The 21092-nt window shown below is 64.8% G+C and carries 21 protein-coding genes and 1 pseudogene; 9 read left to right on the plus strand and 13 right to left on the minus strand.

Annotation, left to right across the window (positions count from 1 at the left end; all coding sequences use genetic code 11):
* Positions 1–204 precede the first annotated feature (204 nt).
* The 4 genes from AC0L2Z_RS30630 to AC0L2Z_RS30645 form a co-directional block, all read right to left on the minus strand.
* Positions 205–522, minus strand: a complete 318-nt coding sequence (locus AC0L2Z_RS30630) for a DUF982 domain-containing protein (protein WP_473524594.1) — start codon at positions 520–522, stop codon at positions 205–207.
* A gap of 62 nt (positions 523–584) precedes the next feature.
* The gene (locus AC0L2Z_RS30635; protein WP_473480833.1) at positions 585–791 is read right to left on the minus strand and encodes a hypothetical protein; all 207 of its coding nucleotides are present in this window, start codon (positions 789–791) and stop codon (positions 585–587) included.
* A 111-nt stretch (positions 792–902) separates the two neighbouring features.
* Positions 903–2534, minus strand: a complete 1632-nt coding sequence (groL, locus tag AC0L2Z_RS30640) for a chaperonin GroEL (protein ID WP_091598885.1) — start codon at positions 2532–2534, stop codon at positions 903–905.
* 57 nt (positions 2535–2591) lie between these two features.
* The gene (locus tag AC0L2Z_RS30645; protein WP_023799038.1) at positions 2592–2909 is read right to left on the minus strand and encodes a co-chaperone GroES; all 318 of its coding nucleotides are present in this window, start codon (positions 2907–2909) and stop codon (positions 2592–2594) included.
* Positions 2910–3285: 376 nt separating this feature from the next.
* Between AC0L2Z_RS30645 and AC0L2Z_RS30650 the strand changes: the two genes are divergently transcribed.
* Entirely contained in the window at positions 3286–3573 is a 288-nt protein-coding gene (locus AC0L2Z_RS30650; protein WP_091598882.1) for an usg protein, read from the plus strand.
* A gap of 114 nt (positions 3574–3687) precedes the next feature.
* Here the strand turns inward: AC0L2Z_RS30650 and AC0L2Z_RS30655 are convergent, their stop codons facing one another.
* Entirely contained in the window at positions 3688–3945 is a 258-nt protein-coding gene (locus AC0L2Z_RS30655) for a DUF982 domain-containing protein (protein ID WP_473524593.1), read from the minus strand.
* Between the two features lie 132 nt (positions 3946–4077).
* Positions 4078–4296, minus strand: a complete 219-nt coding sequence (locus tag AC0L2Z_RS30660; RefSeq protein WP_023799042.1) for a hypothetical protein — start codon at positions 4294–4296, stop codon at positions 4078–4080.
* Positions 4297–4542: 246 nt separating this feature from the next.
* On the opposite strand from AC0L2Z_RS30660, the gene AC0L2Z_RS30665 reads away from it, so the two are divergent.
* Together AC0L2Z_RS30665 and AC0L2Z_RS30670 are read left to right on the plus strand one after the other, a co-directional pair.
* Positions 4543–5007, plus strand: a complete 465-nt coding sequence (locus AC0L2Z_RS30665) for an Hsp20 family protein (protein ID WP_473524592.1) — start codon at positions 4543–4545, stop codon at positions 5005–5007.
* Between the two features lie 58 nt (positions 5008–5065).
* Positions 5066–5602, plus strand: a complete 537-nt coding sequence (locus AC0L2Z_RS30670; protein WP_023799044.1) for an Hsp20/alpha crystallin family protein — start codon at positions 5066–5068, stop codon at positions 5600–5602.
* Positions 5603–5918: 316 nt separating this feature from the next.
* On the opposite strand, the gene AC0L2Z_RS30675 is transcribed toward AC0L2Z_RS30670, so the two are convergent.
* The 6 genes from AC0L2Z_RS30675 to AC0L2Z_RS30700 are packed head-to-tail and all read right to left on the minus strand — an operon-like array spanning position 5919 to position 12384.
* Positions 5919–6809: a ribokinase gene (locus AC0L2Z_RS30675; protein ID WP_128173005.1), complete on the minus strand. Its 891-nt coding sequence runs from the start codon at positions 6807–6809 to the stop codon at positions 5919–5921.
* Between the two features lie 33 nt (positions 6810–6842).
* Positions 6843–7721, minus strand: a complete 879-nt coding sequence (locus tag AC0L2Z_RS30680; protein ID WP_091598869.1) for a MurR/RpiR family transcriptional regulator — start codon at positions 7719–7721, stop codon at positions 6843–6845.
* A complete protein-coding gene (locus AC0L2Z_RS30685; RefSeq protein ID WP_128170725.1) occupies positions 7718–8695 on the minus strand; it encodes an ABC transporter permease in 978 nt (325 codons plus the stop codon). Before AC0L2Z_RS30685 ends, AC0L2Z_RS30680 begins: the two co-directional genes overlap by 4 nt.
* The gene (locus AC0L2Z_RS30690; RefSeq protein WP_128170724.1) at positions 8692–10245 is read right to left on the minus strand and encodes a sugar ABC transporter ATP-binding protein; all 1554 of its coding nucleotides are present in this window, start codon (positions 10243–10245) and stop codon (positions 8692–8694) included. Before AC0L2Z_RS30690 ends, AC0L2Z_RS30685 begins: the two co-directional genes overlap by 4 nt.
* A 56-nt stretch (positions 10246–10301) precedes the next feature.
* Complete coding sequence (locus tag AC0L2Z_RS30695) at positions 10302–11360, minus strand: sugar ABC transporter substrate-binding protein (protein WP_128247004.1); 1059 nt, start codon at positions 11358–11360, stop codon at positions 10302–10304.
* 34 nt (positions 11361–11394) lie between these two features.
* Positions 11395–12384, minus strand: a complete 990-nt coding sequence (locus AC0L2Z_RS30700; RefSeq protein WP_128247003.1) for a TIM barrel protein — start codon at positions 12382–12384, stop codon at positions 11395–11397.
* Positions 12385–12621: 237 nt separating this feature from the next.
* On the opposite strand from AC0L2Z_RS30700, the gene AC0L2Z_RS30705 reads away from it, so the two are divergent.
* The 6 genes and pseudogenes from AC0L2Z_RS30705 (at position 12622) to AC0L2Z_RS30730 (ending at position 18830) form a co-directional block, all read left to right on the plus strand.
* Entirely contained in the window at positions 12622–13224 is a 603-nt protein-coding gene (locus tag AC0L2Z_RS30705; protein WP_128170721.1) for a CDP-alcohol phosphatidyltransferase family protein, read from the plus strand.
* Positions 13225–13254: 30 nt separating this feature from the next.
* Entirely contained in the window at positions 13255–15036 is a 1782-nt protein-coding gene (locus AC0L2Z_RS30710; protein ID WP_473630122.1) for a bifunctional alpha/beta hydrolase/class I SAM-dependent methyltransferase, read from the plus strand.
* 2 nt (positions 15037–15038) lie between these two features.
* Complete coding sequence (locus tag AC0L2Z_RS30715; RefSeq protein WP_023799053.1) at positions 15039–16376, plus strand: phosphatase PAP2/dual specificity phosphatase family protein; 1338 nt, start codon at positions 15039–15041, stop codon at positions 16374–16376.
* Between the two features lie 265 nt (positions 16377–16641).
* The gene (locus AC0L2Z_RS30720) at positions 16642–17070 is read left to right on the plus strand and encodes a hypothetical protein (RefSeq protein WP_287230031.1); all 429 of its coding nucleotides are present in this window, start codon (positions 16642–16644) and stop codon (positions 17068–17070) included.
* A gap of 8 nt (positions 17071–17078) precedes the next feature.
* Positions 17079–17738 (plus strand): annotated as a pseudogene (locus tag AC0L2Z_RS30725) (lysophospholipid acyltransferase family protein); the annotation flags it as partial.
* A 162-nt stretch (positions 17739–17900) separates the two neighbouring features.
* Positions 17901–18830 (plus strand): phosphatidate cytidylyltransferase, encoded by a 930-nt coding sequence (locus AC0L2Z_RS30730; protein WP_128170716.1) that lies wholly within the window; start codon positions 17901–17903, stop codon positions 18828–18830.
* Between the two features lie 161 nt (positions 18831–18991).
* Here AC0L2Z_RS30730 and AC0L2Z_RS30735 read toward each other — a convergent pair whose 3' ends face one another.
* On the minus strand, positions 18992–21067 hold the full coding sequence (locus AC0L2Z_RS30735) for an AI-2E family transporter (protein WP_473630123.1): 2076 nt from the start codon (positions 21065–21067) through the stop codon (positions 18992–18994).
* Positions 21068–21092: the final 25 nt, after the last annotated feature.

The following is a 21092-nucleotide window of genomic DNA, read 5'->3' on the forward strand; positions in this document are numbered from 1 at the left end:
GTGAGCCACCACGAAAGCGCAAATTTCAGTCCATGCCAAAACTATCTTAGCGCATATGCCCTCAAGGGGGAGATTGGATGTCGCTTCGGCTTTCGCCAATCTCAGAATAAGCGCTACCGGCGAAGCTGCCAATCTCCCCCCTTGAGGGGGAGATTGGATGTTGCTGCGGCTTTCGCCATTCTCCAACTTGGGGAAAAGCCGCGTTCATGCCGGTGCGTTGAGACGCTGCGAACGCGTTGCCCAATCGATGACTGTCCCGCCGGCAACGGTAGAACTCGTCAGCGGCGCGAGAAGATCGTTGCGGCGGGCGAACGCCACGAAGGTCGCCCGCGCCGTCTCGGCGTCGATCTCTCCGTCCATCGCCGCCCGGCAGGCGTTGGCGGCGATGTCATGCGCGGCCGTCCGGCTCGCCCGCGGCCAGTCAGCAAGCAGCGCATAGGCCTCAGCCGCGCTTTCTATCCTGGTCGGCGTGCCGAGGCCGGTAAGGATGGTGACCGGCTTTTCAAAAGAAGAACGGTCCATGACACTCTCCTTTCCGGTTCAACTGTCTCCAACAGGCGCAGGCATGCGCGCCCGCGCGACCATCATTTACGCTCCTCCTGGCCGGCCCCGACGCGTTGGGCCGACAGGAACATCAGCGTATAGGCCGCCTTGCGGCGATCCCAGCCGGCCTGCTCGGCCATGCCCAGCAAGCCGTCGACCAGGGGCGCCAGCGCCGCCCTGCAATCGGTTTCATAGTTGAAATCGTTCTTCGGGCGGGTCGGCGCCGCGATCTTTCCAAAACTGTCCATCACATCCATCGCAACACCTGCTCCGCATTAATCCCGGACCGGCAAGACCGTGCCCGCTTTGGCGGACACGGTCCATCTGCCGTTCAGAAGCCTCGCTTTGGAGGCCTGACCTTAGTAGTCCATGCCGCCACCGCCGGGCATTGCCGGTGCGGCAGCTTCCTTCTTCGGCTTCTCGGCCACCATCGCCTCGGTGGTTACCAGCAGGCCGGCCACCGACGCGGCGTCCTGCAGAGCGGCGCGCACCACCTTGGCCGGGTCGATCACGCCCTGCGCGTAGAGATCACCGAACTCATTGGTCTGGGCGTTCCAGCCATAGCCGAATTCGGTCTTCTCGCGCAGCTTGCCGACGATGATCGAGCCTTCCGCACCGGCGTTCTCGGCGATCTGGCGCACCGGCTGCTCGATGGCCCGACGCACGATCTCGACGCCGGTCCTCTGGTCGGGGTTGTCGACGGCGACATTGTCGAGCGCCTTCGCTGCCCTGAGCAGCGCCACGCCGCCGCCAGGCAGTATGCCTTCCTCGACCGCAGCGCGGGTGGCGTGCATGGCGTCGTCGACGCGGTCCTTGCGCTCCTTGACCTCGACCTCGGTCGAGCCGCCGACGCGGATGACGGCGACGCCGCCGGCGAGCTTGGCCAGCCGCTCCTGCAGCTTCTCGCGGTCATAGTCGGAGGTGGTCTCCTCGATCTGCGCCTTGATCTGGCTGATGCGTGCCTGGATCTCGTCCTTGCGGCCGGCACCATCGACGATCGTGGTGTTCTCCTTCTCGATCAGCACCTTCTTGGCGCGGCCGAGCATCTCCAGCGTGACGTTTTCGAGCTTGATGCCGAGATCCTCGCTGATGGCCGTGCCGCCGGTCAGGATGGCAATGTCTTCCAGCATCGCCTTGCGGCGGTCACCAAAACCCGGCGCCTTGACGGCGGCAACCTTCAGGCCGCCGCGCAGCTTGTTGACGACCAGCGTCGCCAGCGCCTCGCCTTCGACATCCTCGGCGATGATCAGCAGCGGCTTGCTCGATTGCACTGCGGCTTCGAGCACCGGCAGCATGGCCTGCAGGTTGGACAGCTTCTTCTCGTGGATCAGCACATAGGGCTCTTCGAGCTCGACGCGCATCTTGTCCTGGTTGGTGATGAAATAAGGGCTGAGATAGCCGCGATCGAATTGCATGCCCTCAACCACTTCGAGTTCAGTCTCGGCGGTCTTGGCCTCCTCGACCGTGATGACGCCCTCATTGCCGACCTTTTCCATCGCTTCGGCGAGGAAGCGGCCGATCTCCACATCGCCATTGGCCGAGATGGCGCCGACCTGGGCGATCTCGTCGTTCCTTGTCACCTTGCGGGCATTGGCCTTGAGTTCGGCGACGATGGCGTCGACCGCCTTGTCGATGCCGCGCTTCAGGTCCATCGGGTTCATGCCGGCGGCAACCGCCTTGGCGCCTTCCTGGACGATCGACTGCGCCAGAACGGTAGCGGTCGTCGTGCCGTCGCCGGCGACGTCGCTGGTCTTCGAGGCGACCTCACGCACCATCTGCGCACCCATGTTCTCGAACTTGTCCTCAAGCTCGATTTCCTTGGCGACGGTAACGCCGTCCTTGGTGATGCGCGGGGCGCCGAATGACTTGTCGAGGATGACATTGCGGCCCTTGGGACCGAGCGTCACCTTCACCGCGTCGGCGAGGATGTTGACACCGCGCAACATCTTCTCGCGGGCTTCGGTATGGAATTTCACATCCTTGGCAGCCATTGGATAACTCCTTCAAATAGGCAGCTTACGTTGACTGATGGCTTGTTCAGGCCCCGCTCAGGCGGCCTTCTTTTTTATCTGGTCGGTCATTTCAATCACGCCCAGCACATCGCTTTCCTTCATGATGAGCAGGTCCTCGCCATTGAGCTTGATCTCGGTGCCCGACCATTTGCCGAACAGGATGCGGTCGCCGACCTTGACGTCCAGCGGCTGCAGCTGTCCGCTATCGTCGCGCGCGCCGGGGCCGGCGGCGATGACCTCGCCTTCCTGCGGCTTCTCCTTGGCTGTGTCAGGAATGATGATGCCGCCCGCGGTCTTCTCGTCGACCTCGATGCGGCGGACCAGGATACGGTCATGCAATGGACGGAACGCCATGTCGTTCTCCTCATAGGACAAACAGATTTTCTTGGACCTCCCTTCGCAGCCGACCAATGGGTCGGTGCGACGGTGCGCGACCCCTGCTCAGGCATCACGCGCCTATCGAATTAGTCTGCCTATCCAGCCTTTCAAGAGGACGCCGAAAAAATTTTAGCACTCGCCGTTGTCGAGTGCCAACGCACCGTAATAACACACTGTAATAATGGCGCTATTCCAGGATTTGAAACGACGGATGCGGCTTGAAATCGGGGCGCAACCTTCCGACATCATCGTCGATCCCGGCACCGTCTGCCGGCGGCCGGAACCGATGAGGAAGTGGAAGCGTTTTCCCCCGCGGAGGATGGACGCCTGATCGTTCGGAAAGGAGACGGGCATGGTCGGTAATGAGTTCCAGGTCAGCAACGAGTTCCGGCTCCAGATGCAGGGTTTTGGCCTGACGACGGCAGAGATCCATTATCGTCTTCCCGACTATCGGGACCTGCTCCAGCTCTTCATCTGGCAGCAATACGACATCGCCCCGGATTTCCCGACGCTGAAGCATTTCCTTGAATTTTGGGAACGTGAGATCGAGGGCCCGCTGCATTCTGTGCGCGTCGCCCATCACCGTCTGATTCAGCCCTCCGAATGGCGGGCGGTGGACGGCGTCATTACGCTGCAGTGAAATAGAAAAAAGGCGGCGCTTTTAATGAATGGCGCCGCCTCTGCAGCACAGCGCGTCCGCCCCGGCTTCAGGTTCCCCGGCTTCAGGTTCATTGGCGTTCAGGTGGATTGGCGTTCAGGTGGATTTACGTCCCGTGACCAGCAGTCCGGCGGTGCGCGCCGCCTTGACGAAGGCGGTTCGCGCCTCGCGGGCGGTGCGCCAGCCGTCGAGCGCGTCGCGGCAGGCGCGATAGGCTGCGCGCCAGCTCCGGCCGCGCGCCCGGTCCGGCCATCGCTGCATGCATTCGATGGCTTCCCAGCTGCTGGCGACCTTGCGCTCTCCGACGGATTGGAGCTTGAGCGTGATCGGCTCGGAGAATGGGACGTCGTTCATCACTTCCTCCTTTTTTCTTTTTGAGAATAACCAGGAAGGCGGCCCGATCGGCGCCCGACTGACGAGATGGTTCGTATGGCTGCACGCTTCAAGACCTCCCCCGTCTCCCAGTCTGCTTGCCGAAACCCGGCGCTATATGTCGTCGTCCGGCGGTTCGAGAAGCCCGATCAGCGTCGCCACCCTTGCCGACGGCAGCGGGCGGCCCTCGTTGACCAGCGCCTCATCGGCGCCGACCCAGGCAAAGGCCTCGCGCAACTCTTCGATCGTCGCGCCGGTCGAGGCGATGTCGGCGATCACGGCGTCGTCGACCGGGCCCAGCACCGAAATGATGTCGTCGCGTGTCATGGTCATGATGTCCTCCATGCGGCGTGCCGGCGCGACCCTCAAACGTCGGTTGAAACCGGCATTGCCAGCACAATCGGGGCCAGTACAATCTGGCAACAAAAATTCTGGCAGCGGGACAGAATCTGGGTCTTGATTTCGGCCTGACAATAACCAAATGAAAATTGCCGGTTGCCGAATGGGACCGGCAGAACCCAGGGAGCGCCAAGCTCTTTGGCGTCCCTCGTACTATGTTGCTCCACGGAGGATGTAGCTATGAGAACCGCATTCGACTTTTCCCCGCTCTATCGGTCGAGCATCGGTTTCGACCGCATCTTCAACTTGCTGGAAAACGCGCCTCAGGCAGTCGAAACCTGGCCGCCCTATGACATCGCGCGAAGCGACGAGAACACCTATCGGGTGAGGATCGCCGTCGCCGGCTTTTCCGAGAACGACCTCGACATCAGCCACGAGCCGAACCTTCTCATCGTCTCGGGCGAGCGCAAGGAACAGGACGAGGTGGAATATCTCCATCGCGGCCTTCCGGTGCGACCGTTCACACGGCGCTTCGAGCTTGCCGATCACATGACGGTCACCGGCGCCTCGCTTAATAACGGCCTGCTGACGATCGACCTCGTGCGCCAAGTGCCCGAAGAGATGAAGCCGCGTCGCATCACGATCGCCAAGCAAGACGGCGCGCCGAAGGCCGGACAGGTCGAGAAGCCGAAGCAGGCCGCCTGAGCGAAGGCGATCTCTGGCGTTCGCCTTTGACACAACCAGTCGAGAAAGGAGAACAGCAATGGCTATTCGTGATCTCATACCCTGGGGCCGGGAGAACAGTCCGGTTCCCAGCTTCTATCGTGACGAGGACCGCGACCCGTTCATGGCGTTGCATCGCGAGATGAACCGCCTGATCGACGACGCCTTCCGCGGCTTCGAAACGCGCATGCCGATGCTCAGCGGATTTTCGTCGGCGCGCGGCAGCTGGCCGAGCGTTGAAATCGCCGACGGCGAGAAGGAGATCCGCGTGACCGCGGAAATTCCCGGCATGGACGAAAAGGACGTCGAGGTGATGCTCGATGACGGCGTGCTGACGCTGCGTGGCGAGAAGCGCTCCGAGACCGAAGACAAGGACAGGCAGTTCTCCGAGCGGTTCTACGGCCGCTTCGAGCGCCGCATCCCGCTCGGCTACGAGGTCGAGGAGGACAAGGTGAACGCCGCCTTCCATAACGGCGTGCTCACCGTGACGCTGCCCAAGACGGAGCGCGCACGGACGAAAGCCAAGCGCATCGCCATCAGTGGCAGTGCCGCCAGCCCCGGCAAGAGCAAGCACTGACGACATCGGCAGCCGGACGCGCCAGCCGCGCCCGGCTGCAGATCGGGCTGCATCCCGATCGGCCCGCGCGCTCCGCCCAAAGGCACGGGCTTCATTTGTTCGGCCGATGCGCCTGACGGCGCGAAGGCCGCATAGTGAGTATCTACGGAGCATTGAGTAGCAGCGTCGCTACCGTGGCGTTCCTGGCGCACAGGCTACGGAGCCCGTCATCCCTTGGGGTGGCGGGCTTTCGTATCAATTGTCGGCTTTATCGGCCTGTGAAAAGTCCTCGCCATCCGCTTCGTGTCACGATCGCGGGCGGAGGCAGCCACCCGTCTCAGATCGCCTCGCGCTGCCGTTCCGGCGTGGCGACCAGCAAGGCCGCGGCGGCGTTGGCGGCAGCAAGTGCGGCCTCGACCCGATGCCCGCGGGCAAGGCCTGCCGCGAACGCGCCGACGAACTCGTCGCCGGCGCCATGGGTGCTGACCACCTTCACCGGAAGGGCGGCCCGCGCGAACGCCTGGCCGTCGCGGCCGCAATAGGCAACGCCCTCCCCGCCGGCCGTGACGATCGCCGCCGGGTAGAAATCGATCAGCATGCGTGCCGCCTCGGCAGCACCCTCGAGCGTATCGACGACCGCAACGCCGGCCAAAAATTCCGCCTCGATGGCGTTGACGATGACGATATCGGTGAGTGCGATCAATTCGCCGGACAGTTTTCGCGCGGGGGCGGCGTTGAGCACGACGCGGCCGCCATGCGCCTTCACCGCCCGCGCTGCGGCAATGTTGGCGGCTTCCGGCACCTCGTTCTGCAGCAGCAGCACCGCCGTTTGCGCAACCATCTCGGTCGCGGCCACGATGTCCTTCTCGCCCAAGGTGAGATTGCTGCCCGAGACGATCACCGCGCCATAATCGCCGCCGGCGTCGAAGATCGCCACGCTCATGCCCGAGCCGGCGCCAGGTGCGACCCGCACGAAGCGGCTGTCGACGCCGCGGCGCGCGAGATTGCTGACAAGCGCGCGGCCGAAATCGTCATCGCCGACGGCGCCGATCATTGCCGAGCGCACGCCGGCCCGCGCCGCCGAGACCGCCTGGTTGCCGCCCTTGCCGCCGCATTTCGGCTGCCAGGCATGGCCGGTTACGGTTTCGCCCTTGCGCGGGCGGTCAGGCGCTTCGACCATGATGTCGTAATGCAGGCTGCCGAACACGGTGACCAGCGGAGCCGTCATGTGCCCCGATCTTTCATGAGCCGCCCCAATCTTTCATGAACCGCCCTTGTCCCGGCGTTTCGACGTCACCGCCGACATCGTGCGGCCGAGATTGCGCTCCGCCGCCTGGTAGTCGCGCTGCGCCACCGCGACGAACAGCGCGTCGAGAATGTTGAGCTGGGCGATGCGCGCCGCCGCGTTCTCGCCCATCAATGGCGAGCCCTGCGCGGTCGAGCACAGCACGATGTCGGCGACGGCGGCCAGCGGCGAGTTGTCGTAATTGGTGATCGCCAGCGTCCGCGCACCGCTCTTGCGGGCGAGATGGATGGCATCGATCACGGCGCTGGTGTTGCCGGAATGCGAGAAGCCGACGGCGATGTCGTCAGCGCCGAGCAGCGAGGCCGACATCAGCATCATGTGCGAATCGTCGTAGACCGATGCGCGGATGCCGATGCGCAGGAATTTGTGCGAGACGTCGCGCGCGATCTGCGCCGAACCGCCGACGCCATAGAAATCGCGGTTCCTGGCGCGGTACAAAAGATCGGCGGCGCGGTCGAAATCGTCCATGTCGAGGATCGCCAGCGTCTCCTCCAGCGCCTGGATCGAGGTGCGGAACACTTTTTGGACGATCTCGGCCGAACTGTCGTCGACCGACAGTTCCTGGTGCATTTCGGCGGTCGGCAGGCGGCTGTATTCGTAAACCGCGGTGCGGAAGTCGCGATAGCCGGAAAAGCCCAGTTTCTTGGCGATCTTCACCACCATCGCCTCCGACACGCCGGCTTCTTCGGCGATCTGCTTGAGCGGAATGGTCTCGTCGAAGCCGCGCCGTCCGAACACGGTTTCCACCACCTTCGCCTCGAGCGGCGTCAAATGCGGCATCATCATGCGGATCCGCGGTCCTACTGCTTTCAGATCCAGGCTGGTCAAGGTCATCCACGTCCCCTCGTCACGCGATCGATGAGCATCGCGGCGAGGATTATAAGGCCAGTTGCCAAGAGCTGATAGAAGGACTGGACATTCATCAGCGTCAGGCCGTTGCGCATGGTGCCGAGGATGACGGCGCCCAGGATGGTGCCGACGACGCTGCCCTTGCCGCCCATCAGCGAGGCGCCGCCGATGGCCGCCGCGGCAATGGCATCGAGCTCCCAGAGATTGCCGAGAATGGGTTCGGCGGCACCCAGCCGTCCGATCAGGATCTGCGCGGCAAGGGCCGCCAGCAGGCCCGAGATCATGTAGGCGGCGATCTTGGTGCGAGCGATCGGCACGCCGGCTATGTAGGCTGCCTCCTCATTGCCGCCGACGGCGAGCAGATATTCGCCGAAAGGCGTCTTCTTGAGGATGATCCAGGCGATCAGCGCGACCACGGCCACGATGATGACCGCCAATGGCAGCCCGAACAGCGAGCCGTTGAAGATGGCGCGGAAGCCGGCAGGCAGGCCGAGCACCGGATTGCCGCCGGTATAGATCAGCGCCAGCGCCCGGTAGGTGCTGAGCGTTCCCAGTGTGACGATGAAAGGCTGCAGCCCGACATAGGCGACCAGCACGCCATTGAGCAGGCCGCAGACGAGGCCGATAGCGAAGCCGGCGGCGATGGCCAGCGGAAACGGCACGCCGGCAATCAGCATCGAGGCCGAGATGACGGCCGAAAGGGCTGCCGTCGGCCCGACCGACAGATCGATGCCGCCCGAGATGATCACCAGCGTCATGCCCAACGCCAGGCAGGCGTTGATGCTCGACTGCTGCAGGATGTTGATCAAGTTGCGCTCGGCAAAGAAGCCCGGGACCAGCGCGCCGAAGACGGCGAGGATCACCACCAGGCCGATCAGCGTGCCGGCATCGCGCAGCGAAAACCGGTGCAGGAATTCAGCCCGTGGGCGCGCTGCTGTGTGTTCGGTTACATCAGTCATACGCTGGTCCTGTCCGTTATGCCTTGCCGGCCCGATGGCCTTGCGCCTTGCCGGCCTTGCGTCTCCGATTGGGGTATGGCGTGCGCCGCGATCGCCTGTTCGCTGAGATCGGCCCGGTCGAGTTCGGCGGCGACCGTGCCGTCGCGCATGACCAGCACGCGGTCGGCGAGCCGGATCACCTCGGGAAGCTCGGACGACACGACGACGACCGAATGCCCTTCGGCGGCGAGCTCCTCGATCAAATGGTAGATCTCCGCCTTGGCGCCGACGTCGATGCCGCGCGTCGGCTCATCGAACAAAAGGATGCGCGTTCCCGCCGCCAACCAGCGGCCGATGATCGCCTTCTGCTGGTTGCCGCCGCTGAACAGCCGGATCGGCCGGTCGAGCAGGAACGGGCGCAAATTGACCCGCTTCATCTTCTCGGCCGCGACCCGTTTCAGCCTGGCGTGATCGATGACGCCGCACGGTGCGAACACGCCCATCGAGGCCAACGCCATATTGCTGGAGATCGACCGCAGCGGCACGATGCCTTCGCGCTTGCGCTCCTCCGGCACCAGGCCGATGCCGGCGGCGATGGCTTCGCGCGGACCGGAAAGTTTTATCGCCTTGCCGTCGATCTCGACCCTGCCCGACGAGGCGCGGTCGGCGCCGGCCACCAGCCGCAGCAGTTCGGTACGGCCCGAGCCGACCAGGCCGGCAATGCCCAGCACCTCGCCGCGGTGCAGGTCGAACGAGACGTTACGGACTTTTGTCGCCGAGGCGAGGCCACGCACGCTCAGCCTGACCTCGCTCGAGGTGTGGGAGCGGTGCTGTTCCTGGGCGAGCTCGCGGCCGACCATCATCGAAACGACGGCTTTTTCCGACATTTGCGCCAGATCGACGGATCCGACCACGACGCCGTCGCGCATGATTGTGGCGCGCTGGCAGATGCCGAACACCTCGTCCAGCTTGTGCGAGACATAGACGACCGCGACACCGTCGCGCGCCAGCCCGGCAATGACTTCGGCCAGCCGCTCGAACTCGCTCGGCGTCAGGCTCGATGTCGGCTCGTCCATCGCCACGACGCGCGCCCGATCGAGCAGCGCCCGGGCGATCTCGACGATCTGCCGCTGCGCAACCTTCAGGCTGCCGAGCGGGACTGCCGGATCGATGGTCGGATCGAGGGCGGCAAGGGCTTCCGCGGCGCGGCGTTCCTGCTCGCGGCGGGCGACGAAGATGCCGCCGCGCGTCAGCGGATGGCCGAGGAACATGTTCTGGGCGACGCTGAGATGCGGCACCTGCTGCAATTCCTGATGGATCATGGCGACGCCCGCGGCGCGCGCCGCGACCGGATTGTTCAGCGCCACCGGTCTGCCGTCGATCAGCACGCTTCCGGCGGTCGGCCTGTAGACCCCCGACAGGATGCGCAGCAGCGTCGATTTGCCGGCGCCGTTCTCACCGAGCAGGCCATGGATTTCGCCGGCGCCGACGGAAAAGGACACATCGCTCAGCGCTCGCACCGCCGGAAACACCTTGGAAACGCCCTCGAATTGCAGCCGCGGGACAGACATTGGTTCTATTCTCCAGGCAAAGGGCGCCAGCCCGGCCGGCACCCGCAGTCCTGCCCTTAATTGCCCGCTGCCGCGTCCTCGAGCAGCGCCTTGCGCACGGCGTCGCCGGCGCCGGAATAGCGGTCGGCATTGTCCTTGGTGATAAGCGCCTGCGGCGTGGCGACGACGCGCGGCAGCTTCTGCCCGGCCACCAGCCGCAGCGCCGATTCCAGCGCCACCTCGCCGGTCAGCACCGGGAAGCTGTCGACAGTGCCGGTCAGTTCGCCGGCGCGGATCGAGGCATAGGCGTCGGAGATGCCGTCGGTGCCGAAGACGGCGACCTTGTCCTGCAGGCCGGCGGCCTTGACCGCCTCGACGATGCCCAGCGCCATGCCGTCATTGTTGGCATAGAAGCCGATCAGGTCGGGGTGCTGCTGCAGGATGTTGCTGGCCGCGTCGAAGGAGGTCTGGCGGTCCCAGTTGCCGGGCACGCTGGCGACGACCTCGAACTTGCCGGCTTCGGTGATCGTGGTCTTGAAGCCATCGGTGCGCTGGACGGCGGCATAGACGCCGGCCTGGCCTTCGACGATGGCGATCTTGCCGCCATCCGGCCGGTTCTTGATGAACCATTTGGCGACGCGCACCCCATTGTCGCGCTGGACATTGCCGACATAGTGCTCGGCCTGCGGGATGACCGCGTCGTTGACGTTGACCACCGGCACGTTGGCGGCCCTGGCCTGTTCCATGATCGGCTGCAGGTTGGAGTCGGTCTGCGGCGAGACGAGCAGCACGTTGTAGCCCTGCGTGACCAGGCCTTCGGCGATTGTCAGCTGGCCGAGCTGGTCGCCCTCGCTCTGCGCCGCCTGGTAGACGACCGGCACGCCGACGCGATCGCCGAACGACTTGTAGCCCTCACCCAGCGAGCGCCAGTATTCGTTGGTCAGCGTCTTGGAGACGGCGCCCGCCCTGGTGCCGTCGGGCAGCTTGGGCAACGCGCCGAACTTGGCCTCGAGCTGCGACCAGTCGATGCGGTCCTTCTCGGTATCGGAATTGAGCGGCGCGAGTTCCGCGGAAAAGGCCGAGCCGATGGACAGCGCCATCAGCGCAGCGGTGGCGGTGGCAAGCAGAAATTTCATGGTCTTTCCTCCCTTGTTGAAAACGGCGCCGGCCTCAGTTCTCCGGCCCGAGCATGGCTTCCTGGATGATGGCTTGCGACGCGACCGCGTCCTGGCGGTCGATGGCGGTGGACAGGCGATTGTCCTTCTCCAGACGGTCGACGACGCGCAGCATGCGCTTGACGGTGGCGATGTTGACTTCGCATTCGTGGACCGGATCGAGGCCGGTCATGTCGGGGAAGGTGTCGAAGTAGATGGCGCCGGCGTAGCCGTCGCGGCGGATCTGGCGGAGCAGCTCGATCGTCTGCAGCGTGTGCACTGCGCCGACCATCAGGCCGTCGTCGCGCTTGGCATAGCCGTCGTTGAGATGCACGCCCAGGAGCTTGCTGTGGCGCGCCACCAGTGCTGCGGCAAAGGCCGGCTGCTCGTCGGCATAGAGCACATGGGCGAAATCGAGCGTCACGCCGAGATTGGGCAGGCCGATCTCGCGGATCGCCAGCAATGTCGTCGCCGCGTCGGGCATCAGGCTGTAGGAACGCGGCTCGTTGGGCTTGTATTCCAGGCTGATCTCGCAGTCGGGATCATGCGCCGCCACTTCACGAATACCATCTATTTCGTGTTGCCACAGCGTCGCGTAATCGGCCTGGAAGGCATAGTCGAAGCCATCCTGGCCGAGCCACAGCGTCATCAGATTGGCGCCCGCCTCACGCACGGCGTCGATGCCGGCCTTGGTCAGGTCGATGGCTTCGCGGCGAACTGCCGGATCCGGATTGGTGAAGGCGCCGAGCTTGAAGGCGGGATTGGAGTAGTAGCGCATGGCAAAACCATTGATGGAAAGCCCAAGATCGCCGAGGTTTTGTGCCATTTCCGCAGGTTTTTCATCGACATGATCGGGAAAGTTGAGGTCGAGGTCGGTCAGCCCCGCAACCTTCGCCGCACGCGCCGCCATCTGCAGCATGGACGGCTTGCCGACAAGATCCGGCCATTCGGCCTGCGGCCGCGAGGCAAAGGAATTGAGGCGTGTGGCGAAACGATTGGCTGTCATGGATGACCCTTTGGTGAACATAACTTCACATGTATACGAGAATTTGTAAAGTCCTCATTTGAGAGCTCTAGGGAATTCGACCTTGAGGCGGCGCCGCCAAACCGTAGGGCCTGCGCATGGTAAGGTTCCGGGCGGGCGCTGCTGATCGCAACCCTGTACAACCGCTGGCCGCCCTTGCGTCTTGCGCGCCAATTGATCATTCTCGCCGCAGTTGCACCGCGGCCGGGGGGTTCGCACATGCCGACGCTTTATGCGCTGAAACCGGCCTTCCAGGCCAGGCTGCGGCCGCTCGCCGACCGGCTGGCCGCGGCCGGCGTCACCGCCAACCAGATCACGCTGCTGGCTGCCGCCCTGTCGGTTGCCACCGGCGTTGTGGTCGCAGCCCTTGCCGGCCATCGCGCGGTCTTGCTGCTTATGCCGGTGGTGCTGTTTGCGCGCATGGCGCTCAACGCCATCGACGGCATGCTTGCGCGCGAACATGGTCAGGCCTCAACACTCGGCATGTATCTCAACGAACTCTGCGACGCCGTCTCCGACCTGGCGCTGATCCTGGCCTTTGCCGCTCTCTTCCCTGCCTGGGGGGTCGTCGCCTTTGCCGTCACAGCAATGCTTGTGGAGTTCGCCGGCGTGCTCGGCATCGCGGCAGGCACCGGGCGCAATTATGCCGGGCCGTTCGGCAAGAGCGATCGGGCGCTGGCGCTCGGCATCGTCGCCTTTCTCATCGCCTGCGGCCTGTGGGTGGAAGCCATCACGCCGTTTGTGTTTCCGGCGATGGCTACACTCTCGCTGGTGACCGCCATCAACCGGATACGCAGCGGCCTTAACGGGAGCGGCGACTGAAATTCCGGTCGCATCCGCCTGGGGAAAAAAATGCTTCACGAACCGACGATTGCTGCTTCCGCAATTGAGCAGCGGGTGGCGCAGGAGCGCAGCTTCCGCAGCCATGACGGCACCGAGATCTTCTACCGCTACTGGCCGGCGGTCGGGCAACCCGCCAGGGGCGCGGTTGTGCTGTTCCACCGCGGCCACGAGCATGGCGGCCGCATGGCGCATCTGGTCGACGAACTCGATATGCCCGGCCATGCCTTCTACGCCTGGGACGCGCGCGGCAATGGCCGCTCGGCCGGCGAGCGCGGCTATGCGCCGTCTTTTGCCGCACTTGTGCGCGACATCGATTGTTTGGTGCGCGAGATCGGCAGAGACGGTTTTTCCCAGCGCGACATCGCGCTGATCGCGCAATCTTTCGGCGCGGTGCTCGCGGCCGCCTGGGTGCATGATTATGCACCGCAGATTCGCGCCTTGGTACTGGCCTCGCCGGCCTTCTCGGTCAAGCTCTACGTGCCATTCGCCAGGCAAGGCATTGCGCTGTGGCAGAAGATCAAGGGCCGCTTCTTCGTCAATTCCTACGTCAAGGCCAAGTTCCTGACGCAGGATCCCGAGCGCATCGCCTCCTTCGAGGCCGACCCGCTGATCACGCGGCCGATCGCTTCCAACATCCTGGTCGAGCTCTACGACCACGCCGCCCGCATCGTCTCGGATGCCCGCGCCATCACCGTGCCGACGCAATTGCTGATCTCCGGCAGCGACTGGGTTGTGCGGCATGGACCGCAGCACGAATTCTTCGTCAATCTCGCCAGCCCGGCCAAGCAGCGGCATGTGCTGCCGGGCTTCTTCCACGACACGCTGGGCGAACGCGACCGCCGCAAGGCACTCGACCTGATCAAGCCGTTCCTCGAAAGACAGTTCTCGACGCCACAGAAGCCGGTCGACCTGACCGCGGCCGACCGCGCCGGCTACACACGCGACGAGGCCGACCGGCTGGCCTCGCCGCTCGCTTTGCTGTCACCGAAAGGCCTCTACTGGGCAATGAGCCGCGCCTCGATCCGCGGGGGCGCCTGGCTTTCGTCAGGCATGAAGACCGGGATCGCCACCGGCTTCGATTCCGGCTCGACCCTCGACTATGTCTACGAGAACCAGGCGCGGGGCGCCGGTCCGCTCGGCCGCATGATCGACCGCACCTTTCTCGACGCCATCGGCTGGCGCGGCATCCGCCAGCGCAAGCTGCATCTCGAAGAGCTGATCAGCAGCGCCACTCGCACGCTGAAGGCCGCCGGCCGCACGGTCCATATCGTCGATATCGCTGCCGGCCACGGCCGCTACGTGCTCGACGCCGTCGCCAAATGCACCGAGCCGCCGGCCAGCGTGCGGTTGCAGGATTTTTCCGAGCTCAACGTTTCGCTCGGCTGCAAGCTGATCGCCGAGCGGCCCCTGCCGACCGATGTCTCGTTCCACCAGGCCGACGCCTTCGACGCCGAGATGCTTGCCGGGCTCGATCCGGCGCCGGACCTGGCCATCGTCTCCGGGCTTTACGAATTGTTTGCCGACAACGCCATGATCATCCGCTCGCTCGGCGGGCTGGCCAGGGCGATGCAGCCCGGCAGCCTGCTTGTCTACACCAACCAGCCCTGGCATCCGCAGCTCGAAATGATCGCCCGCAGCCTGACCTCGCATCGCGGCGGCCAGGCCTGGGTGATGCGCCGGCGCACGCAAGGCGAGATGGACCAGCTGGTGGCGGCGGCCGGCTTCGAGAAGCTCGACCAGCGCATCGACCAGTGGGGGATCTTCACCGTATCGGTCGCGCGGCGCGTCTGAGCATGGTCTTGCCTGTCCTTGGCCCTGCCGCCCCTTCTGCCCCTGCGCGCGAGCCGTACGCTGGAATCGCGCTGCGGGCGGCGCTGTGGCTGGTCTTTCTGGCGCCGTTCTTCTACGCGAGCTACGGCTTCGCCAACTGGCTGGCGTCGCAGCGCGACGATGTCGGCAGCATCGTCTTCGCCTGGGAGCACAACATCCCGTTCATCGCCTGGACGATCGTGCCCTACTGGTCGATCAATCTGTTCTACGGCCTGTCGCTGCTGCTCAACGATACCAAGCGCGGCGTCGATCGGCTTGCCGGCCGCTATCTGACGGCGCAGATCGTCGCCGTCGCCTGTTTCATCCTGTTCCCGCTGACGGCGACCTTCGTGCGGCCGCAGACATCGGGCCTGCCAGGCTTCATGTTCGCGGTCCTCGGCGGCTTCGACAAGCCGTTCAACCAGGCGCCGTCGCTGCACATCGCGCTGCTGGTCATCATCTGGGATCATTGGCGCTATCGGCTGAAAGGCATGGCCGGCGTCGTCTGGCATGCCTGGTGTTTGCTGATCGGCGCCTCGGTGCTGACGACGTGGCAGCACCATGTCATCGATATCCCGACCGGCGCTTTGCTCGGCTTCTTCGCCCTGTGGCTGTTTCCGCGCCACGGCGAATTGCCGTTCGCCGGCTTCCGACTGACCGCTGATGCCGGCGCGCGGCGGCTGGCGCTGTTCTACGCGCTGGTTGCAGCGCTGGCGCTTGCCGGCGCCGCTGCCGGCGCCTTCGTTTTGGCGCTGTGGCTCATCCTGCTGTGGCCGGCGCTGGCGCTGGCCATCGTTGCCTTCGCCTATGCCGGAGCCGGCGCCAAAGTGTTCCAGAAAACGGCCGACGGCAGCGTCTCGCTGGCCAGCCGTGTCTTGCTGCTGCCCCACCGGCTTGGCGCCACGATCAATGCATGGATATGGACGCGCAAGCTGCCGCCGCATGTCGCCATTGCCGACGGTGTCTTCCTCGGCCGCTTTCCCACCGTCGCCGAGGCTGGCGCATTCGGCACGGTGATCGACCTTGCCGGCGAGTTGGAGCGGCCGCGCGGCGTCGCCTGCCGCTGGACGGCTGTCGCCATGGTCGATCTTTTGCCGCCCTCGCCCGAGGCGCAGGCGCAAGCGGTGGCGGCGATCGAGGACGCGCGCAGCTACGGCACGGTGCTTGTCTGCTGCGCGCTCGGCTTCCAGCGCAGCGCCGGCGCCGTCGCCGCCTGGCTGGTTGCCACCGGCCGCGCCGACACGCTGGCGCAAGCGCGAACCAAGCTCGCAGCATCGGGCCGGCCGGTGCATCTTCGGATCGCGATGGACGAGCCGGCATGAACAGTTCGAGCAATAGACGAAGCCACTTGCCAAAGTCGGCGCTGCCCCTCACCTGCCTGCCGGCATCCTCTCCCCGTATAGTGACGGGGAGAGGGGCGCCGTCATCAGCGGTTTCGCCAATCACCAGCGTTTTAGAAATGGCGCCGACACCGCGGCCAGCCTCTTCTCCCCGTCACTATACGGGGAGAAGTGCCCGGCAGGGCGATGAGGGGCGGCGCAGGCGCTTGGAAAAGGGCGGCACCAAACCTGAAGCGATTATTCCGGCATGAGTGCCCATCGAGACCAAGCCGAAGCGTTCGCCGCCGGGCTGATGACGCAGGCGGTGTGGCCGCTGTTTTTTGTGCTGGCCGCGTTGGCGGCCGCGCCGGTCATTGCCGTGGCAGCGCAGCCGCAGGCGACCACGCTGGCGGCAGCGGCGTGGCTGGTCGCGGCAGCGAGCGGCGTGGTCACTCTCGCCGTCTCGGCCCTGCTTGCCTTCGACGCGTTGCTGTTCCGGCTGATGGCCAGCCACATCAGCGAGGCCGCCGGTGGTGCCTCGGTCGACGACGTGCTGGCGCGCATGCGCGTCAAACCGGCCGCTGCCGGCATCCGCTCGCTCGACCGGCGCATCGCGGGCACGCAACGCCTGCTGATGAAGCAGCGCATCGCACTCGGCCTGTTCGTGGCGGCGTCCCTCGTCGCCTTGTCGTTCTGAGCCCGACGATGAGCAAGCTCGGCACAAGGACCTTCACCCTGCTGCAGACCGTGACCTCGGTCGGCCTGTCGGCGCTGGCCTGGGCGGTGACCGGCGTCCGGCCGATCTGGAACGGCAGCCAGCCGTCGGACCGGCAGCGCATCTACTTCGCCAATCATGCCAGCCACGGCGATTTCATCCTGCTGTCGGCCTGCCTCAGCGAGAAGCAGCGCGCCCGCACCCATGCGGTCGCTGCCGCCGACTATTGGGGAAAATCGCGGCTGCGCCGGTTCATCGCGCAGGACATGCTGTCCTCCGTGCTGATCCACCGGCAGTGGACCGATGAGGCGCAGAACCCGATCTCGGTCATGCTGTCGGTGCTCGATGAGGGCCATTCGCTGATCATCTTCCCCGAGGGCACGCGCAACATGACCGACCAGCCGCTGCTGCCGTTCCGCTCCGGCCTTTACAATCTGTCGATGGCGCGGCCCGACGTCGAACTCATCCCGTGCTGGATCGAGAACATGTCGCGGGTGCTGCCCAAGGGCCAGTTCGTGCCGGTGCCGCTGCTCTGCCGGGTGGTCTTCGGCGCGCCGATCGCCATTGCGCCCGGCGAGGAACGCCGCGCCTTTCTCGACCGCGCCCGCCAAACGCTGCTGGCGCTGAACCCCCGCCCGCCAACGCATGATGCGGAAAAGTGGAATCCGGTTTTCCGGAAAACATCATGCGGCCAAAACAGCGTGGAGCCCAAAGAGCGTAGAGCCGAAAGAGCTAGAGATCGTGCCGGATCCGATATCCGGCACGATCCTCACAGCCACGATGCTCCAAGAGACGACTAGCACAACATGCCAATGCACGAGACCCTTATCATAGTTGTCGGCCTCACTGCGGTGCTGACCACGGCAAGCCTGGTCGCCGGCATCCTGTCGTGGCGCGCGCCGAAGCCGCTGTCGTCGACGCTGGTCAATCTCAACCAGCGCATCAACGCCTGGTGGGTGATGGTGGTGGCGATCACCGTCGCCTTCTTCTTCGGCCGCGCCGGCATGACCATCCTGTTCGCGCTGATCTCGTTTGCCGCCTTGCGCGAATTCGTGACGCTGACGCACAGCCGCCGCAGCGACCATTGGGTGCTGCTCGGCATGTTCGGCCTCATCATCCCGTTCCAGTACTGGCTGGTGTGGACCGCCTGGTACGGCCTCTTCACCATCTTCATCCCGGTCTACTGCTTCCTGCTGATGCCGGCGATCACCGCGCTGCACGGCGACACCGAGCGCTTTCTCGAGCGCGTCTCGGCGCAGCAATGGGCGGTCATGATCTCGGTCTACTGCGTCAGCCACGTGCCGGCGCTGCTGACGCTCGACGTGCCCGGCTTCGACGGCCGCAACTTGTTGCTGGTCGCTTTCCTGATCATCACCGTGCAAGGCAGCGACGTGCTGCAATACATCTTTGGCAAGCTGTTCGGCAGGCACCTGATGTCGCCCAAGGTTTCGCCGTCGAAGACCTGGGAAGGGCTGGTCGGCGGGCTGGCGACGTCGAGCCTGCTTGGCGCGCTGCTGTCGTTCCTGACGCCGTTTTCGCCGCTGCAGGCGGCGGGTGTCGCCTTCATCGCCTGCCTGATGGGCTTCCTCGGCGGGCTGGTCGCCTCCGCCATCAAGCGCGACCAGGGGGTGAAGGACTGGGGCCATCTGATCGAGGGCCATGGCGGCATGATGGACCGCGCCGACAGCCTGGTCTTCGCCGCCCCGGTTTTCTTTCACACGGTGCGCTATTTCTGGACGTGAGGGCGAGCTACGACCTCAGAGGCTGTTTCGAAAGTCGCTCCGGCGAGTCATATGGTGGTGGTTTCGAGAACCGGAGCGCAGCGGACATTTGGGTCCGTGAGCACCGGAAGCACAGAAAACGCCATCAGATGGCCGCCGGAGTAGAGTTTCCAAACAGTCTCTTACTTTGCAGCCGCAAGCGGCGCCTTCCTGGCCGGGCGCGGCCGGCGGCGCATGCGGCGCTTGGCAGCGATCTTCAGCGCAACCGGCGGATCGCTCGACAATGCGCCCAGAACGGCTTCGACCATGCCAAACGCCACAAAATCGGCGTTGATGTCATTGGTCCATTCGACTTCTGTCTTTTTGTCGTCGCCGTCCTTCGACCAGAACACGATCCCTACCCGCAGCGCCGACCTGGCACGTTTCAGCCGACGAACAAGAAAACGGGCGTGCTTGACCGAGTCGCGGTTCAGGAATCCGACCACAACGGTGTCGACAGCGTCGAGCTCGAGCCGGCGAATGCCAGTCGGATCCATATCGGCAAAGCTCGCCTTCGAGACCGTCGCCCCCTGGACTTCGAGCACCTGCGCCAGCATGGCGGCGGCGGCATCGTCGAGTTCGCCGCGGCCGCCGGCACACAGCACCGACATGTCAGTGCCATCCGGCAGCTCAGTGTCGTCCTCGCCCTCCGCTTGAGCCTGCTTGTCCCTGTCCCTGTCCCTGTCCCTGTCCCTGTCCCTGTCCCTATCCCTGTCCCTGTCCCTGTCCCTGTCCCTGTCCTTGTCCTTGTCCTTGTCCGCCGGCGCAGGTTCGGCTGTGGCCGGATCATCGTCCTCCTCCGCTTCCTCCCGTGCGCTGTCGTCGAGGTTCGCCACCAGCATCTGCGCGCTGGCCGCCACCCGCCGTCTTTGCTCATCGCCCATGACGCCGCGCACCCGATCCTGCTCGCCGAGCAGCAGTGCGGCAATGGCGACCTTGTCATAGAATTCGAACAGATATTTTTCCTCCAGCATCTCCTCGGCGTGATCCGTGGCTTCCTCTGGATCGCCGGCCAGCAGCCGTTGGTAGAGCCGGGCGTGGGGTTCGAGCACCGGTTCGTTGCCGAACAGGACGTCGAGGAATTCGAATTGCGGCACGTGCCTGCCGAGCACGACGAGGCAGACCGTGAGCGGCGTCGACAGGACCAGGCCCAGCGGGCCCCAGAGCCAGGTCCAGAAGATCGCCGCAACGATGATGGCCAATGGCGAAAGCCCCGTTCGTGAACCGTAGAGCCACGGTTCGACGACATTGCCGGTGATCAATTCCATGACCACGAACAGACCGGCGGTCCACAGCACGAGCGACCAGCCAGGCGCCACGGCAAGCGCCAGGAACAGCGGCAGCAGCGCACCAATGATCGGGCCGATATAGGGAACAAAGCGCAGCGCCAGCGCCAGCAAGCCCCACAGCAGCGCATTGGGTATCCCCAGAATCCAAAGCCCTGCTGTAACCGGTATGGCATAGACGATATTCACGACCAACTGCATGAGAAGATACCGGCCGACCCGCTTGCCGGCATCCTGGAGCGCCTCGGTAGTTCGATGAAGATCACCATAGCCGACGAGGCGTATGAAACGGTCGCGCAGGTCCTCGCGCTCGAGCAGCATGAATATGACGACGACGACGATCAGGCCTGCCGACGCCAGCGGGCTGATCAGCGGGCCGATCAGGTTCTGCAGAACCTGCAGCGGCCTTTCGCGTGCGATGATCTCGACAGGCACCGGATCGCGCCGTGGCTGATCCGCAGCGGGCGGTGAGGTTTCCTGCCTGTCGAGTTCCTGGCCAACGCGTTCGATCGCCTCGCTCAGCCTGGCGATGACGCCGCCGCCGACGCCGGTCTCCTTCAGGGATCGGACTTTGGTCAGGATATTTGACTGGTAAAGCGGGATGTTCTGCGCCAGTTCGCTGACCTGCGTGGCGACAATGAAGGAGAACAGCGCAAGGACGGTGAATGCGCCCAGCACACTGGCGATGACCGCAGGAAGACGGGGAATGCCGACCCGTTTGAGTGCCGAAACCAAGGGTGCAAGCGCAAAGGTCAGCAGCAGCGCGATTGCGATCGGCAGGAAAACCTCGCGCCCGAAATACAGGGCCGCAACCGCCGCCACGACGGTCGCGACGGTGGGCAGCGACATGCGCGGCAGGGCCATGGCAGCCGAAACAACGCCCACCAGCCCGGGCTCCGACGGATGCATGCCGTTTCGCCGATTGGCCGCCACTTGATGCCTCCACCCTGCCATGACC

The organism is Mesorhizobium sp. WSM4850 (assembly GCF_055811735.1).

Excerpts from the sequence above, each read along its gene's own strand:
- AC0L2Z_RS30630 (WP_473524594.1), bottom strand. The coding sequence starts at position 522 with ATGGACCGTTCTTCTTTTGAAAAGCCGGTCACCATCCTTACCGGCCTC.
- AC0L2Z_RS30635 (WP_473480833.1), bottom strand. The coding sequence starts at position 791 with ATGGACAGTTTTGGAAAGATCGCGGCGCCGACCCGCCCGAAGAACGAT.
- groL (WP_091598885.1), bottom strand. The coding sequence starts at position 2,534 with ATGGCTGCCAAGGATGTGAAATTCCATACCGAAGCCCGCGAGAAGATG.
- AC0L2Z_RS30645 (WP_023799038.1), bottom strand. The coding sequence starts at position 2,909 with ATGGCGTTCCGTCCATTGCATGACCGTATCCTGGTCCGCCGCATCGAG.
- AC0L2Z_RS30650 (WP_091598882.1), top strand. The coding sequence starts at position 3,286 with ATGGTCGGTAATGAGTTCCAGGTCAGCAACGAGTTCCGGCTCCAGATG.
- AC0L2Z_RS30655 (WP_473524593.1), bottom strand. The coding sequence starts at position 3,945 with ATGAACGACGTCCCATTCTCCGAGCCGATCACGCTCAAGCTCCAATCC.
- AC0L2Z_RS30660 (WP_023799042.1), bottom strand. The coding sequence starts at position 4,296 with ATGACCATGACACGCGACGACATCATTTCGGTGCTGGGCCCGGTCGAC.
- AC0L2Z_RS30665 (WP_473524592.1), top strand. The coding sequence starts at position 4,543 with ATGAGAACCGCATTCGACTTTTCCCCGCTCTATCGGTCGAGCATCGGT.
- AC0L2Z_RS30670 (WP_023799044.1), top strand. The coding sequence starts at position 5,066 with ATGGCTATTCGTGATCTCATACCCTGGGGCCGGGAGAACAGTCCGGTT.
- AC0L2Z_RS30675 (WP_128173005.1), bottom strand. The coding sequence starts at position 6,809 with ATGACGGCTCCGCTGGTCACCGTGTTCGGCAGCCTGCATTACGACATC.
- AC0L2Z_RS30680 (WP_091598869.1), bottom strand. The coding sequence starts at position 7,721 with ATGACCTTGACCAGCCTGGATCTGAAAGCAGTAGGACCGCGGATCCGC.
- AC0L2Z_RS30685 (WP_128170725.1), bottom strand. The coding sequence starts at position 8,695 with ATGACTGATGTAACCGAACACACAGCAGCGCGCCCACGGGCTGAATTC.
- AC0L2Z_RS30690 (WP_128170724.1), bottom strand. The coding sequence starts at position 10,245 with ATGTCTGTCCCGCGGCTGCAATTCGAGGGCGTTTCCAAGGTGTTTCCG.
- AC0L2Z_RS30695 (WP_128247004.1), bottom strand. The coding sequence starts at position 11,360 with ATGAAATTTCTGCTTGCCACCGCCACCGCTGCGCTGATGGCGCTGTCC.
- AC0L2Z_RS30700 (WP_128247003.1), bottom strand. The coding sequence starts at position 12,384 with ATGACAGCCAATCGTTTCGCCACACGCCTCAATTCCTTTGCCTCGCGG.
- AC0L2Z_RS30705 (WP_128170721.1), top strand. The coding sequence starts at position 12,622 with ATGCCGACGCTTTATGCGCTGAAACCGGCCTTCCAGGCCAGGCTGCGG.
- AC0L2Z_RS30710 (WP_473630122.1), top strand. The coding sequence starts at position 13,255 with ATGCTTCACGAACCGACGATTGCTGCTTCCGCAATTGAGCAGCGGGTG.
- AC0L2Z_RS30715 (WP_023799053.1), top strand. The coding sequence starts at position 15,039 with ATGGTCTTGCCTGTCCTTGGCCCTGCCGCCCCTTCTGCCCCTGCGCGC.
- AC0L2Z_RS30720 (WP_287230031.1), top strand. The coding sequence starts at position 16,642 with ATGAGTGCCCATCGAGACCAAGCCGAAGCGTTCGCCGCCGGGCTGATG.
- AC0L2Z_RS30730 (WP_128170716.1), top strand. The coding sequence starts at position 17,901 with ATGCACGAGACCCTTATCATAGTTGTCGGCCTCACTGCGGTGCTGACC.